Here is a 14,166-nt window from a genome sequence, read left to right as displayed (position 1 = left end):
CCGCGCCACAGGTTGCCGATTCGTCCATGCTTGCCGATACCACCAAAGACGCCATCCGCGCCGCCTATGCGCGGCTGAAGGACGGCCTGCCCGGTTTCCGCGCGCGCGCCTCGCAGGGAAAGATGATCGCCGAAGTGGCCAAGGCCTTCGGCCAGACCGGCGGCGTGGCGGTGATCGAGGCGCCCACCGGCACCGGCAAGTCGATGGCCTACCTGATCGCCGGCGTCGAGGTGGCGCGCGCGCAGAAGAAGAAGCTGCTGATCGCCACCGCCACGGTGGCGCTGCAGGAGCAATTGGTGCAACGGGACATCCCGCTGTACCTGCAGCTCAACGGCATCGAGGCCAAGGTGGCGCTGGCCAAGGGCCGTGGTCGCTACCTGTGCCCGCGCAACCTGCTGATGGCCGCCAACAGCATCCATGACGCGCAGATGGGCCTGGCCGGCTTCGAGTCGGACCTGATGCTGTGGGCGAAGCCGCCACAGGCGCGCGACAAGCAGTCGCTGGCGAAGCTGCGCGTGGCGTTCGACCACAACGAGTGGAACGGCGACATGGACAGCGCGCCCGAACCGGTCAGCGACCTGCTGCGGCCGATGATCACCACCAGCGCCGGCGGCTGCACCGGACGCAAGTGCGGGCAGTTCATGAACTGCCCGTTCTTCGCCGCGCGTCGTGCGGTCGACGACGCCGAGATCATCGTGGCCAACCAGGACCTGGTGCTGGCCGACCTGACCATGCCGGGCGAAGGCAGCGCCGAGGGCGTGCAGGGCTGGGGCGGCGTGATCCTGCCGCGGCCGGACGAAACGCTGTACATCTTCGACGAAGGCCACCACGTGCCGGGCAAGGCGATCGACCGCGGCGCCGCCGAGGTCTACATGAGCGCCACCGTGCGCCAGCTGAGCCGGCTCGGCCGGCAGGTGCACGCGGCCTATTCGCTGACCGACAAGGAACGCCTGGGCAAGCTCGGCCTCGACCAGGGCGACGAGAAGCTGCAGGAACTGAGCAACACGCTGGAGGAACTGGAGAAGGAAATCCGCCTGGCCTGGCTGCCCGATCCGGCCGAGAACGAACCGATGTACCGGGGCTCGCTGGGGCAGTTGCCCGAACCGTGGGTGGAACACGCCCGCATGCTCGACCTGCTCACCGGCGAGGTGCAGCGCTGGCTGGCCGCGGTGCGTCGCGCCGTGGTCGAGATGACCGACGGCGGGCCGACCCAGGAAGCCTTGTCGCGCGAACTGGGCCTGGCGCTGGAGCGCATCGCCAAACAGGCCGCGTGCTGGCGTGCGTGGTCCAGTGACGATGCCGACAATGCCCCGCCCATGGCACGCTGGGTGACGCTGGGCGCGGACCAGCAACTGGTCTGCCATGCCTCGGCGGTATCCGCGGCAGGACTGCTGCGCAACGTGCTGTGGGACAACGCCAGCGGCGTGGTGATGACCTCGGCCACGCTCAGCGCGGGCGGCAATTTCCGCGGGTTCGCCGACGCCGTGGGCCTGCCCAATGACGCGGTGACGCTGAGCCTGCCCTCGCCGTTCGACCTTGCGGCACAGGCAAGGCTGGAAGTGCCGGCGATGCGCACGCTGCCCGACGCACGCGAGGCGCACGCCGAGGAAATCAGCGAGTGGCTGGCCGAGAACCTCGACTGGGATGCCGGCAACCTGGTGCTGTTCACCTCGCGCCAGAAGCTCGACCGCGTGCTGCAGAAACTGCCGATCGCCCAGGTGCGCAAGGTGCGCGCCCAGGGTTCGCTGGGCAAGTCGCAGCTGGTCGCCGAACACTGCGCCGACATCGAGGCCGGCAAGGGCAGCACGCTGTTCGGGCTGGCCTCGTTCGGCGAGGGTCTCGATCTTCCGGGCAAGTTCTGCGAGACGGTGGTGATCACCCAGCTGCCGTTCGCGGTGCCCACCGATCCGGTCGGCGCCACCTACGCCGAGTGGCTGGAATCGCGCGGGCGCAATCCGTTCATCGAGGTCAGCATCCCCGAAGCCACCCGCCTGCTCACCCAATATTGCGGCCGCCTGATCCGCAACGAAACCGACCACGGCCGCATCGTGCTGCTGGATCGCCGCGTGGTCACCAAGCGCTACGGCGCCGGCATGCTGCGGGCGCTGCCGCCGTTCGAGCGCGTCATCGAGAGAACCGCATGATCATCCGCCTCGCCGATTGCCCGTCGCAGCCGTGGAAGAATGGCCTGGGCCGCACCCGCGAAATAGCCGTCCATCCGAAACTGGCCAACAGCGACGATTTCGACTGGCGGGTCAGCATCGCCGAGGTCGACAGCGCGGCGCCGTTCTCGCTCTTCCCGGGCATCGACCGGCAGATCGCCCTGCTCGACGGCGCCGGCTTCACGATGACGCTGGACGACGGCCGCATCCATGCGCTGACCACCCCGTTCGTCCCGTTCGCCTTTCCCGGCGAAGCGAAGGTCGTCGTGGCCCTGGCCGGCGGCCCTACCCGCGACTTCAACCTGATGCTGCGGCGCGCCCGGGTGCGTGGCGAGGTACAGGCATGGACGGAAGCCGGCACGCGCATGACGGCCAGCGGCACCGCCCTGGTGTTCTGTGCCCGCGGTGCGATTGATACCGCCGACGGGCGCCTGCAGGCCGGCGACGCCTGGCGCCCCGAGGTGGCTGGCGCGGTCGAGATCACCCTGCATGACGCCACTGTGGCCCTGGTCGTCCGGGTCGGGGCCGTGGCCGGCTGACGGCGGGGTGCCGAGAGTCACCTGTGGCGGCCGTTTTGGCTGCGCTAGAATCTCCGGCGTCCCCAATCGCGAGGAACGACCGATGGCTGGTTTCCTGCTCTGGCTGTTGCTGCTGGTGTTCTGCTGGCCGCTGGCGTTGCTCGCGCTGGTGCTCTATCCGATCGTGTGGCTGGTGCTTCTTCCGTTCCGCCTGGTCGGCATCACCGTCAGCGCGGTGTTCGCCTTCCTCGGCGCGCTGCTGATGCTGCCGGCACGGGTGCTGCGCGGCCATCCGGCCTGAACCGGTCGCGGCGTGGAAAAACCCCGCTCGCCTGCCTGCCAGCGCAACCGCGAACCGATCCTCGACGTGCTGCGCGAGCAGTTTGCCGATCGTCGCCACGTGCTGGAGATCGGCAGCGGCACCGGTGAGCACGCCGTGCACTTTGCCGCGGCACTGCCGCAGCTGACCTGGCAGAGTTCCGACCGCCGCGAAAACCTGCCCGGCATCCGCGCCTGGCTGGACGATGCACGACTGCCGAACACGCCGGCGCCGCTGGAATTCGACGTCGGCGGCCACTGGCCGGCCGGGTCGTTCGACGCGCTGTTCAGCGCCAACACCTTGCACATCATGTGCTGGGACGAAGTGCGGCAGCTGTTTGCGCGACTGCCCACGATCCTCGCCAGCGATGCCGTCGTGGTCATCTACGGCCCGTTCAACTACGACGGCCGCTACAGCAGCCAGAGCAATGCCGCGTTCGACGTCTGGTTGAAGGAACGCGGCGAACGCATGGCGATCCGCGATGCGGAAGCGGTCGATGCCTTGGCGAGCCAGGCCGGCCTGCAGCTGGTTGCCGACATCGCGATGCCGGCGAACAACCGCTGTCGGGTGTGGCATCGCCGCGGCTGAGAGGTTGTGAGTTTTTCAACCTCTCAGTCCGGCCACGAGGGCCGGGCATGAAGCAGTCACGCAAGTGACTGTTTCATGTGAGCGAGTCCGGACATGCGCCGGACTCGCGATAGAAGAAAACCACAGGAAGTGGTTTTCTTCACAGGCGCTGAGGCCCGCCTGCACGAATCCGCCGAACCGGGTACAAAGGCGGCATGAAGTCCATCGATACGTTGACCCCATGCCCCTGCGGCAACCCGGCCGGCTACGCCGCCTGTTGCGGATCGCTGCATGACGGCGGCGTCGCCGCCAGCGCCGAGCAACTGATGCGCTCGCGCTACAGCGCCTACGTGCTCAAGCGCGAGGACTACCTGCTGGCCAGCTGGCATCCCGACACCCGGCCGGACACGCTGCGACTGGCGGCGCAGCAACCGCCGCCCAGCTGGCTCGGGCTGGAGGTGCGGCAGGCCCGGCAGATCGATGACGAACATGCCGTGGTCGAGTTCGTGGCCCGCTACCGCCTGGGCGGCGGTCGCGCGCAACGCCAGCACGAGACCAGCCGCTTCGTGCGCCTGGACGGCCGCTGGTATTACCTCGACGGCGAACTGAAGAACTGAGAGGTTGTGAGTTTTTCAACCTCTCAGGTCGGCCAGGCACGGCCGACCGCGGATCGGTCACGCCAGTGACTGATTCGCGTGAGCACGTCCGGGCATGTACCGGACGTGCGATGGAAGAAAACCACAGGAAGTGGTTTTCTTCACAGGCTCTGACGCTCAGAAGCCCTGCACGCCTTCTGCGTGCAGCCGGGCGGCCTGCGCCCGCACGTCGGCGCAATCGAAGAACGCCACCAGCTGGTTGGCCCGTCCGGCGCCGATGCCGTCCAGTGCCTGCCAGTCACCGGCCGCGCGGGCGCTCATCGCCTGCCAGTCGGACAGGCCACTGGCGATGCCCGCGGGCAGGCCGAGCGCACGCAGCCAGTGCGGAAACGGGCGATCGCGGGCGGCGGCAAAGGCGCGGGCCAGCGCCGCCGCGCGATCGACGCCTATCCCGGGCACGGTCGACAGCTGCGCGGGGGTGAGCCGCATCCAGTCCAGCAAGTCGTGGATCAGGCCGGCGTCGATCAATGCCTGCCAGGTGTCCTCGCCCACGCCGTCCAGCTGCAGACCCTGGCGACCGCCCAGCCAGACCAGTCGCGCACGGAACTGCTGTTCGCAACCCGGACCGGCCTGCCAGCAACTGAGCGGACCATGCCGGGCCGGATCGGGCGGCGTCACCGGCACGCGCTGGCGCGCTCGCCAGACCACCGACTGCAGGCGCGGAATGGTCAAGCCGGCCAGCACCACCTCGACCTGGTCGCCGGGACGGATGTCGAGTTCCTGCCAGCGCTTGAGCGAGCCCGCGCTGACCCGCTGCACCCGATGATCGTCCAGCTGCACCGGCTCGAGTTCGAGCACCGGGGTGATGCGCCCGCTGCGGCCCACCGTGAAGTCCACCGCTCGCACCTGGGCCAGCGCCGACGCCGCCGGGTACTTCCACGCCACCGCCCACGTCGGCGGCGCCGGCTGCCAGCTCGAGGCCGGCGGGCGATGGCCCTGGCGTACCACCGTGCCGTCGGCGGCGAACGGCATCGCGTGGCGATACCACTGTTCGCGCCAGCGCTGCACCTCGTCCAGTGAGGTGACGGCATGTGTATAGGTCACGCTGTCGGCCAACCCCATCGCCTGCAGCCCGGCCAGTCGCGCCGGCATGTCGGCCGGACCGCTGGGCCAGTCCCACACGAACAGGCCGATCCGTGCGGCGGTATCCGCATCCAGCGTATCGCGCGCCAGCGCGCCGGCGACCGCCGAGCGCGCATTCGCTCCGCCGTCCCCCGCCTGCACGTGACCGGGAAGGCGCCAGTACAGTTCGCCCTGCAACACCACGCGTTTCGGAGCATGCAGCAGCGTCTTCGGGATCGCCTCGATGCGCCGCGCCTTTTCCAGCCAGTCCGAGCCGTGCAGGCCATCGCCGCGACTGGTCGCCTGGCGCAGGTGGCCGTCCATGTAAAGCAGGGTCACCGCCACGCCGTCGGCCTTCGGCTGCACCCACAGGTCGCGCTGGCCGCGCTGCTGCATCCACGTCGCCAGGGCCGCTGCGTCGGGCACCTTGGCCAGGCCGGTCTGGGCCACCGGCGAGCTTGCCGCGCCGCCGGCATCGGCAAGATGCGCCAGCGCCTTTGGCGCCTGCGAGGGAAAGCAGCGCGTCCACTGCGCCAGCCGCTGCTGCGCCTGGTCGTAGACGGCGTCGTCGACGGGCGACTGGCCGCTGACCCGATAGGCGTGGTTCCAGCCATCCAGGCGATCATGCAGCGCCAGCATCTCGGCGCGCGCCTGCGCCGGCGACCAGCCGGGACAATCCGTGGCGCGCGCCACGCTTGCAGCCAGCACCAGCAACGCGATCATCGACAGCTTCCCTGCACGCATGCGTTTCTCCCCTCCGTGGACGTTGCAGGCAGGCTAGCTGCCCCGCCGCCATGCGGGCAGTCGAGGATGCCGATGGCGCGCGTAGGTGCCGAGCTTCCGGCCTCGGCTCAGCCCGGCGACGGGCTGGTGAAGTGCAGCGTCGTCTCCCCCTCGAAGCTACCCAGCGGACCGAACCGCCGCTCGACGATCACGCCCTTGCCGTCATGACCGATCGCCACCAGCGTGCTGGCGCGGGTGCCGTAGCGTTCGCCGCGGATGAAGGCCGACGACAGCCAGCGTTCGCGCTCCAGCCCCACCCCGGTATCAGGCAGTTGATCGTCCGGCGCCTGCCGCTCGTCGGCCAGCGCATCGAACAGGTCGCCGAAATCCGCTTCGTCACCGTTGTCGATCCACGCCTGCAGTCGCCGCATCAGGGCGCGCGTTTTCGGCCACGGCGTGTTGAAGTCGGCATTGGACAGGCCGTGCACGCCCGGCGTCACCGGCTGCATGCGCGGCTCGGGACGATTGCCCAGGTAGAACGCGGCATGCGGGTCGAACGTCAGCAGGTTGAACGGCCGGTACTGCGCGCCGGCAGTCAGCAGATTCTGCGCATGGCGTGGTGCATCGACCTTGCCGGCGAGATAGTCGGTGATCAGCAGGCCCCGCGATGCACCCCGCTGCGGGTCCGCCGGATCACGCACATTGGTCACCACGCCGCAGCGCCCGTCTTCGTTCACCCCCAACCAGGTGCCGCCGGCCTCGCGGTCGCGGCCGCCGATGACCGGCAGGTCGTCCCAGCGCGCCAGCGCGAGGCTCGGGCGCGCATGGAATTCGTCGCGGTTGCCGGCCAGCAGCAGGCGCCAGCGCGGGTGGATTTTCCAGGCGAAAGCGATCAGGCACATCATCCGAATCTACGCCATGCGGGGCGGCGATCTCCAGCGGCTCGCCGCCGGTTCGCCCACGGGCGGCCTGCTCGGCGATAATCGGGCCATGCCCAAACGCCCTCGCGTCGCCCGTTCATTCGCCCCCGCCCTGCTCGCCCTGCTGCTGGCCTTGGGCGTGTCCCACTCCCCGGCGATGGCCCGCCCGGCCCAGGGCAGCAGCGCCGAACAGGCCGCGGCGAAGAAGCAGTTGGCCGAGCTGCAGCAGAAGATGAAGGCGCTGGCGCAGCAGCAGGCCGACACCGCGGCCCGCCGCGACAGCGTGAATGCGAAACTGGCCAGCCAGGCAGCCGCGCTGGCCAGCGCGGCCCGGGTGGTGCGCCAGACGGACGCCGAACTGGCCGCCAAGCAGGCCCAGCTCGAACAGCTGCAGCAGCAACGCGGCGTGCTGAACCAGAACCTGCACAGCCAGCGGGCCGCGATCGCCGACCTGCTGCGCGCCACCTATGCGCTGGGCCACGGCTCGGACCTGCGCCTGCTGCTGGGCGACGAAGACGTGGCGCGCATCGCGCGGGCGCTGGTGTACTCGAAGTATTTCCAGCAGGACCGCGTGCAGCGGGTACAGAAGCTGATGGGCGACCTGGCCACCCTGCAACAGCTGGAAAGCTCGATCACCGCCGAGCAGCAGGCGCTGCAGGCGGTCAAGGCGAAGCGCGAACAGCAGGCCGCCGAGCTCGGCCAGCAGCGTGCCGCGCAGCAGAAGCTGGCCGCCGCCGCCGACGCCCAGTACAAGGACCAGGCGCAGAAGCTGGCCGCCCTGAAACAGAACGCGCAATCGCTGAACAACCTGCTCGACAAGTTGCAGAGGGCAATCGACGAGGCCGCCCGGCGCGCCGCCGCCGAGCGCGCCGAAGCGCTGCGCAGGCACCCCGGACGCAAGCCACCGCCGCCGATCGAGGTGGGCGGCGCCGCTGCCGACATCCGCGGCAACCTGCCATGGCCGGCCAGCGGCGTGGTCAACAGTTACGGCAACGGCGTGCTGATCAAGGCCGGCGGCGGCAGCGACATCCATGCGGTGGCGCGCGGCAAGGTGATCTACGCGGGCTTCCTGCGCGGCTACGGCATGTTGCTGATCGTCAACCACGGCAATGGCTGGATGAGCATGTACGGCAACAACGAAAGCCTGCTGCGCGACGTCGGCGACCAGGTCGAGGCCGGCCAGGTGATCGGTACCGCCAGCCCGCCCACCGGCATCAACACCGGCGTGTATTTCGAGCTGCGCAAGAACGGCAAGCCGGTCGACCCGCGCAGCTGGCTGAGTCAGCGCCGTTGACGCCGATGCGGCGGGAACGCAGGCTAGGCACGCCTGCGCGGAATTCCGTCGGGGTTCGGTTGTCCCAGTGGCGGTGCCCCTTTTCACCGCGCGCGAGCGCGTTGCCTGTCCGTTGTGCGGAGTCATCCTTCATGCGTCCAACCTCCCGTCTCCCGCTCGCCCTGCTGCTGGCCGCTCCGCTTGCGTTGGCGCTGCCGGCCAGCCACGCCCAGGACACGCCCGCCGGCAGCGCCAGCGTCGCCGCTCCGGTCGACCTGCCCGCCACCAGCAGCACGGCCACCAGTGCGCCGAGCGCGGTGGACCTTGATGACATCCGCAACTTCAGCCGCGTCTATGAGGTCGTGCGCCAGGCGTATGTGGAGAAGGTCGACGACAAGACCCTGATGAAGGCCGCGATCACCGGCATGCTGGCCGGTCTCGATCCGCACAGCGAATATCTGGACAAGGACGGCCTGACCCAGCTCAACGAGGACACCACCGGCGAATACAGCGGGCTGGGCATCGAGGTGCTGCAGGTCGACGGCGGCCTGCGCATCGTCTCGCCGATCGACGACACGCCGGCCGCGCGCGCCGGGATCAAGGCCGGCGACAACATCGTCAAGATCAACGGCACGGTGGTCGACGCGCAGAACGTGGACGAGATGTTCCGCCAGCTGCGCGGCAAGCCGGGCAGCAGGATCGAGCTGACCATCGTGCATCCGAACAGCGACAAGCTGATCGATCTGCAACTGGTGCGCGAGAACATCTCGGTGAGCAGCATCAAGGTGCGCGAACTGGAGCCCGGTTACGCCTATGTGCGGATCAGCCAGTTCCAGGAAGACACCGCCAGCGATCTCGAGCACAAGCTGGCCGAACTGATCAGGAAGAACGGCGCACCCAGGGGCGCCGTGCTCGACCTGCGCAACAACCCGGGTGGTCTGCTTACCGCCGCGGTCGGCGTCAGCGACGACTTCCTCGACGCCGGCACCATCGTCACCACCCGCGGCCGTCTGCAGGACGCCAACATGAGCTTCAAGGCGCACCCCGGCGACCAGCTCGACGGCGCGCCACTGATCGTGCTGACCAACAACGGCACCGCCTCGGCCGCCGAAATCGTCTCCGGCGCGCTGAAGGACAACCATCGCGCCCTGATCATGGGCCAGCGCACGTTCGGCAAGGGCGTGGTGCAGACCGTGCTGCCGCTGGACGCCGACCACGCCGTGAAGATCACCACCGCGCGTTACTACACGCCGAACGGCACCTCGATCCAGGCCGAAGGGATCAAGCCCGACATCGCGCTGGCCGACCTCACCGTCAACAAGGCCGACAGCGGCCCGGTGCTGATCAGCTCGGAGGCCGACCTGCCCAACCATCTGGCCAACGAGAAGGCCCAGGCCGGCACCGACATCAATGACGACGGCAGCGCCGCCGACGGGAAACTGGCCACCAGCGACTACGCCCTGTCGCAGGCACTGAACGTGCTCAAGGGCATGGCGCTGCGCCAGCCCGCGGCGGTACGGCGCTAGGCGCGCCGTCTGCAGTCGCCCACACGAAAACGGCCCCTCGCGGGGCCGTCTTGCTGTCCGTCCATCCCTGGGCGGGCGTCGCTACGAGAATCGGATCAAGCCGTGGCGAACAAGCCGCGCATCTTCTTCATCGCGTTCGCCTCGACCTGGCGGATGCGCTCGGCGGAGACGCCGTACTCGTCGGCCAGATCCTGCAGCGTGGCCTTGTTGTCGCCATCCAGCCAGCGGCGCTGGATGATGTCGCGCGAACGCTTGTCCAGATGGCTCAGCGCATCGGTCAGCGTCTGCATCTGGTTGTCGGCGTAGTCCTCGTCGGCCACGTTCTCGTACGGATCGGCACCGTCGTCGATCAGGAACGCCGCCGGAGCCGGCTTGGCGTCGTCATCGGCGTCAGCCGGAGCCTCGAAACCGATGTCGCGGCCGGACAGGCGCGATTCCATCTCGCGCACCGTGGCCTCGGGCACGCCCAGATCCTTCGCCACCGTGCTGACTTCCGCCGCGTTCATCCAGCCCAGGCGCTTCTTGCTCTTGCGCAGGTTGAAGAACAGCTTGCGCTGCGCCTTGGTGGTGGCGACCTTCACGATGCGCCAGTTCTTCAGGATGAACTCGTGCATCTCGGCACGAATCCAGTGCACCGCGAAGCTGACCAGGCGCACGCCCTGGTCGGGGTCGAAACGCTTGACCGCCTTCATCAGGCCGATGTTGCCTTCCTGGATCAGGTCGGCCAGCTGCAGGCCGTAGCCGCTGTAGCCACGCGCCACGTGCACCACGAAGCGCAGGTGCGACATCACCAGCTTCTTCGCGGCCGCCAGGTTGGCGTCCTCGAGATAGTCGCGTGACAGCGCCTGCTCTTCTTCCGAGCTCAGCACCGGAATGCGATGGACCGCGGAAATGTACGCATCCAGGCTGCCGACGACACTCGGCAGCGGGAAGTTGGCGGTCACCAAGGCTTGAGACATGGATGGAACCTCCTGCAATGACATCAAAGTTTAGCACTCGGGTGGTTGGAGTGCTAAGTCCGGCGTTTGGTTCCGGGCTTTTAATGAACCGAATGGTACAGATATTGAACTGGACTGTCCAGCCCTTTCTTTCCAGCCCTTTCTTTCCTTCGTCCCCAGCCTGGCCGGAGTTACGTCCAGACGCGTCGCGATCGACCCGAGGGGTCTCCCACGTTCGCATCGGAACGCGGTTTCCCCGTCGTCGCGAGTGCCAGAGGTCGTGCCATCCGCTTGACAGCCTTCGACCCCGCCGCCATCCTCCGGCGCATTCCGAGGGGTGCCCCGCAAGGGGCTGAGATAGCGCGAGCTGACCCTTGAACCTGATCCGGGTCATGCCGGCGTAGGAACGGGAATCACCATGGGCGGCCCCAGTCGGCGCGCCCGTGCGCCGTTGCAGCGTCACGCCCCGGATCTCCATCCAAGGAGGAGATCCATGAACCATCCCGCAGCCGCACCGTCGACCGTTACCACCGGGCCAGTCCGCGGCTCGCGCAAGGTCTACGTGACTCCGCCCGGGCATCCGTCGCTGCGCGTGCCGATGCGCGAGATCACGCTGAAGGACCCGCTGACGCCGACACTGCAGGTCTACGATCCGTCCGGGCCGTACACCGACGACGACGCGCGGATCGATCTCGCCGCCGGCCTGCCGCCGCTGCGCGACGCGTGGATCGCGGCGCGCGGCTTCGCGACCATCGAGGGCCGCGCCGCCCGCCCGGAAGACAACGGCGGGGTCGGCGCGGAACGATTGGTGGCGCCGTGTCCCGCGCAGCGCACGCTGCGCATGGGCGAAGCAGGTCAACCGGTGACCCAGCTGGAGTTCGCCCGCGCCGGCATCATCACCGAGGAAATGGTCTACGCGGCCCAGCGCGAGAATCTGGCGCGCACGCAGGTGCATGAAGATGCCGTCGCCCGGCTGGCCGATGGCGAGGCGTTCGGTGCGGCCCTGCCCTCCTTCGTCACGCCGGAGTTCGTGCGCAACGAGATCGCGCTGGGCCGCGCCATCATCCCGGCCAACATCAACCACGGCGAACTGGAGCCGATGGTGATCGGGCGCAACTTCCTGGTGAAGGTCAACGCGAACATCGGCAACTCGGCGGTGTCCTCCGGCGTCGCCGAGGAGGTCGAGAAGCTGGTGTGGGCGATCCGCTGGGGCGCGGACACCATCATGGACCTCTCCACCGGCCGCAACATCCACAACATCCGCTCGTGGATCATCCGCAACGCGCCGGTGCCGATCGGCACCGTGCCGATCTACCAGGCGCTGGAGAAAGTCGGCGGCGATCCGGCCAAGCTCACTTGGGAGGTCTTCCGCGACACCCTGATCGAGCAGGCCGAGCAGGGCGTGGACTACTTCACCATCCATGCCGGCGTGCGCCTGCAGCACGTGCCGCTGACCGCGCAGCGGGTCACCGGCATCGTCTCGCGCGGCGGCTCGATCATGGCGCGCTGGTGCCTGAGCCATCACCGCGAGAGTTTCCTGTACGAACACTTCGCCGAGATCTGCCAGATCATGCGCCGCTACGACGTGGCCTTCTCGCTGGGCGACGGCCTGCGCCCCGGCTCGATCGCCGACGCCAATGACGCGGCCCAGTTCGCCGAGCTGGAAGCCCTGGGCGAGCTGACCCGGATCGCGTGGGAACACGGCTGCCAGGTGATGATCGAAGGGCCCGGCCACGTGCCGATGCACAAGATCCGGCTCAACATGGACAAGCAACTGCAGCACTGCGCCGAGGCGCCGTTCTACACGCTGGGCCCGCTGACCACCGACATCGCGCCGGGTTACGACCACATCACCTCGGGCATCGGCGCGGCGATGATCGGCTGGTTCGGCACCGCGATGCTCTGCTACGTCACGCCGAAGGAACACCTCGGCCTGCCGAATCGCGACGACGTCAAGACCGGCGTCATCACCTACAAGATCGCCGCGCACGCCGCCGACCTCGCCAAGGGCCATCCGGCAGCGCAGCGCCGCGACGACGCGCTGTCGCGCGCGCGTTTCGAATTCCGCTGGGAAGACCAGTTCAACCTGTCGCTCGACCCCGACACGGCGCGCGCCTACCACGACGCCACCCTGCCTAAGGAGGCGCACAAGGTCGCGCATTTCTGTTCGATGTGCGGGCCGAAGTTCTGCTCGATGCAGATCACCCGGGACCTGCGCCGCGAAGTACGCGAGATGGAGGAGGCCGTGCTGCAGGCCGGCCTGGACGGCAAGTCGCGCGAGTTCATCGAACATGGCGCCACGCTCTACGTGCCGACCGCGGAGTAGCCGCCATGCACGTCGGCATCCTCGGCGCGGGCGTCGCCGGCCTGGTCACGGCGATCGAGCTGGCCGGGCGCGGCGCCCGGGTGGAGATCGTCGAGCGCGCGCCAGACCACGCACGGGCCTGCGCGTGGGTCGCCGGCGGCATGCTGGCGCCGTGGTGCGAGCAGGCCACCGCCGAGCCGCAGGTGGCCGCATTGGGCGCGCCCGCCATCGCGTGGTGGCAGCGCCATTTCGCCGGTACCGTGCAGCGCGGCACCCTGGTCGTCGCGGCCAGCCGCGACGCCGGCGAGCTGGACTTGTTCGGCCGGCGTACCGAGCGCTTCGAACCGATCGATGCCGAGTGCATCGGCGCGCTGGAACCGGAGCTGGCCGGACGTTTCCGCCAGGGCCTGTTCTTTCCCGACGAAGCCCACCTCGATCCGCGTCATGCGCTGCCGGCGCTGGCCGCGCAACTGGCGGCCATGGGCGTGACGATCCGCTACGGCGTGGACGCCGACGTCGCGCGCATCGATGCGGACCGGACAGTCGACTGCCGCGGCCTTGCTGCGCGCGACACGCTGGAAGATCTGCGCGGCGTGCGTGGCGAGATGATCGTCGTGCGCTCGTCCGACATCCGGCTCACGCGCCCGGTGCGCCTGTTGCATCCGCGCTTCGGGTTGTATGTGGTGCCGCGCGGCGACGGCGTCTTCATGCTCGGCGGCACGCTGCTGGAAAGCGTCAGCGATGATCCGATGACGGTGCGTTCGGCGATGGACTTGCTCAACGCCGCCTACGCGCTGCACCCGGCGTTCGCCGAGGCCGAGGTCCTGGAACTGGGCGTGGGCGTGCGCCCGGCCTTCCCCGACAACCTGCCGCGCGTGCTCAGGCACGGTCGCAACGTGTACCTCAACGGGCTCTACCGTCATGGCTTCCTGCTGGCCCCGGCCATGGCGCAACAGGCCGCACGGCTGATTTTCCACCACACCTGAGGAAACTCCCGCATGCACATCCGCGTGAATGGCGTCAGCCACGACCTGCACGTCACCGACCTGGCACAGGCGCTCGAAGTGCTCGGTTATCGGCAGGCCGCCGTCGCCACCGCCGTGAACGGCGTGTTCGTGCCCGCAGGCGCGCGCGAACAGGCGCTCCTTTCCGATGGCGATGCGGTGGAAGTGCTCGCCCCGATGCAGGGCGGCTGAG

The 14,166-nt window shown here is 68.8% G+C and carries 13 protein-coding genes and 1 riboswitch; of the genes, 10 read left to right on the top strand and 3 right to left on the bottom strand.

Annotated features, from left to right (window positions below):
* Positions 1-26: 26 nt before the first annotated feature.
* The 5 genes from dinG (at position 27) to ABNK63_RS02155 (ending at position 4,183) form a co-directional block, all read left to right on the top strand.
* Complete coding sequence (gene dinG, locus ABNK63_RS02175) at positions 27-2,144, top strand: ATP-dependent DNA helicase DinG (RefSeq protein WP_350016568.1); 2,118 nt, start codon at positions 27-29, stop codon at positions 2,142-2,144.
* On the top strand, positions 2,141-2,701 hold the full coding sequence (locus tag ABNK63_RS02170) for a HutD family protein (RefSeq protein ID WP_350016567.1): 561 nt from the start codon (positions 2,141-2,143) through the stop codon (positions 2,699-2,701). Before dinG ends, ABNK63_RS02170 begins: the two co-directional genes overlap by 4 nt.
* An 82-nt stretch (positions 2,702-2,783) precedes the next feature.
* Positions 2,784-2,981, top strand: coding sequence for a hypothetical protein (locus ABNK63_RS02165; RefSeq protein ID WP_350016566.1), 198 nt, complete (start codon positions 2,784-2,786; stop codon positions 2,979-2,981).
* 12 nt (positions 2,982-2,993) lie between these two features.
* On the top strand, positions 2,994-3,587 hold the full coding sequence (locus ABNK63_RS02160; RefSeq protein ID WP_007810017.1) for a DUF938 domain-containing protein: 594 nt from the start codon (positions 2,994-2,996) through the stop codon (positions 3,585-3,587).
* 194 nt (positions 3,588-3,781) lie between these two features.
* Positions 3,782-4,183 carry a YchJ family metal-binding protein gene (locus ABNK63_RS02155; protein ID WP_007810019.1) on the top strand — a complete coding sequence of 134 codons (402 nt, stop codon included), beginning with the start codon at positions 3,782-3,784 and terminating at the stop codon, positions 4,181-4,183.
* A gap of 156 nt (positions 4,184-4,339) precedes the next feature.
* On the opposite strand, the gene ligB is transcribed toward ABNK63_RS02155, so the two are convergent.
* Entirely contained in the window at positions 4,340-6,028 is a 1,689-nt protein-coding gene (ligB, locus tag ABNK63_RS02150; RefSeq protein ID WP_350016565.1) for an NAD-dependent DNA ligase LigB, read from the bottom strand.
* 107 nt (positions 6,029-6,135) lie between these two features.
* The gene (locus ABNK63_RS02145) at positions 6,136-6,909 is read right to left on the bottom strand and encodes an NRDE family protein (protein WP_350016564.1); all 774 of its coding nucleotides are present in this window, start codon (positions 6,907-6,909) and stop codon (positions 6,136-6,138) included.
* A 175-nt stretch (positions 6,910-7,084) separates the two neighbouring features.
* Between ABNK63_RS02145 and ABNK63_RS02140 the strand changes: the two genes are divergently transcribed.
* Entirely contained in the window at positions 7,085-8,221 is a 1,137-nt protein-coding gene (locus ABNK63_RS02140) for a peptidoglycan DD-metalloendopeptidase family protein (protein ID WP_238530925.1), read from the top strand.
* A gap of 131 nt (positions 8,222-8,352) precedes the next feature.
* Positions 8,353-9,726, top strand: a complete 1,374-nt coding sequence (locus ABNK63_RS02135) for a S41 family peptidase (RefSeq protein ID WP_007808120.1) — start codon at positions 8,353-8,355, stop codon at positions 9,724-9,726.
* 95 nt (positions 9,727-9,821) lie between these two features.
* Here ABNK63_RS02135 and rpoH read toward each other — a convergent pair whose 3' ends face one another.
* Positions 9,822-10,685, bottom strand: coding sequence for an RNA polymerase sigma factor RpoH (rpoH, locus tag ABNK63_RS02130; RefSeq protein ID WP_040673288.1), 864 nt, complete (start codon positions 10,683-10,685; stop codon positions 9,822-9,824).
* Between the two features lie 302 nt (positions 10,686-10,987).
* Positions 10,988-11,088: riboswitch (TPP riboswitch) on the top strand.
* A 69-nt stretch (positions 11,089-11,157) separates the two neighbouring features.
* Between rpoH and thiC the strand changes: the two genes are divergently transcribed.
* The 3 genes from thiC to thiS are packed head-to-tail and all read left to right on the top strand — an operon-like array spanning position 11,158 to position 14,165.
* Positions 11,158-12,990, top strand: a complete 1,833-nt coding sequence (gene thiC, locus ABNK63_RS02125; protein WP_350016563.1) for a phosphomethylpyrimidine synthase ThiC — start codon at positions 11,158-11,160, stop codon at positions 12,988-12,990.
* Positions 12,991-12,995: 5 nt separating this feature from the next.
* Complete coding sequence (locus tag ABNK63_RS02120; protein WP_350016562.1) at positions 12,996-13,955, top strand: FAD-dependent oxidoreductase; 960 nt, start codon at positions 12,996-12,998, stop codon at positions 13,953-13,955.
* 12 nt (positions 13,956-13,967) lie between these two features.
* Entirely contained in the window at positions 13,968-14,165 is a 198-nt protein-coding gene (gene thiS / locus ABNK63_RS02115) for a sulfur carrier protein ThiS (protein WP_007808128.1), read from the top strand.
* The last annotated feature ends 1 nt before the right edge of the window (position 14,166 follow it).

This window comes from Rhodanobacter sp. IGA1.0 (assembly GCF_040208325.1).
Taxonomy (GTDB): domain Bacteria; phylum Pseudomonadota; class Gammaproteobacteria; order Xanthomonadales; family Rhodanobacteraceae; genus Rhodanobacter; species Rhodanobacter spathiphylli.
This window is presented reverse-complemented; position numbering and strand designations above follow the sequence as displayed.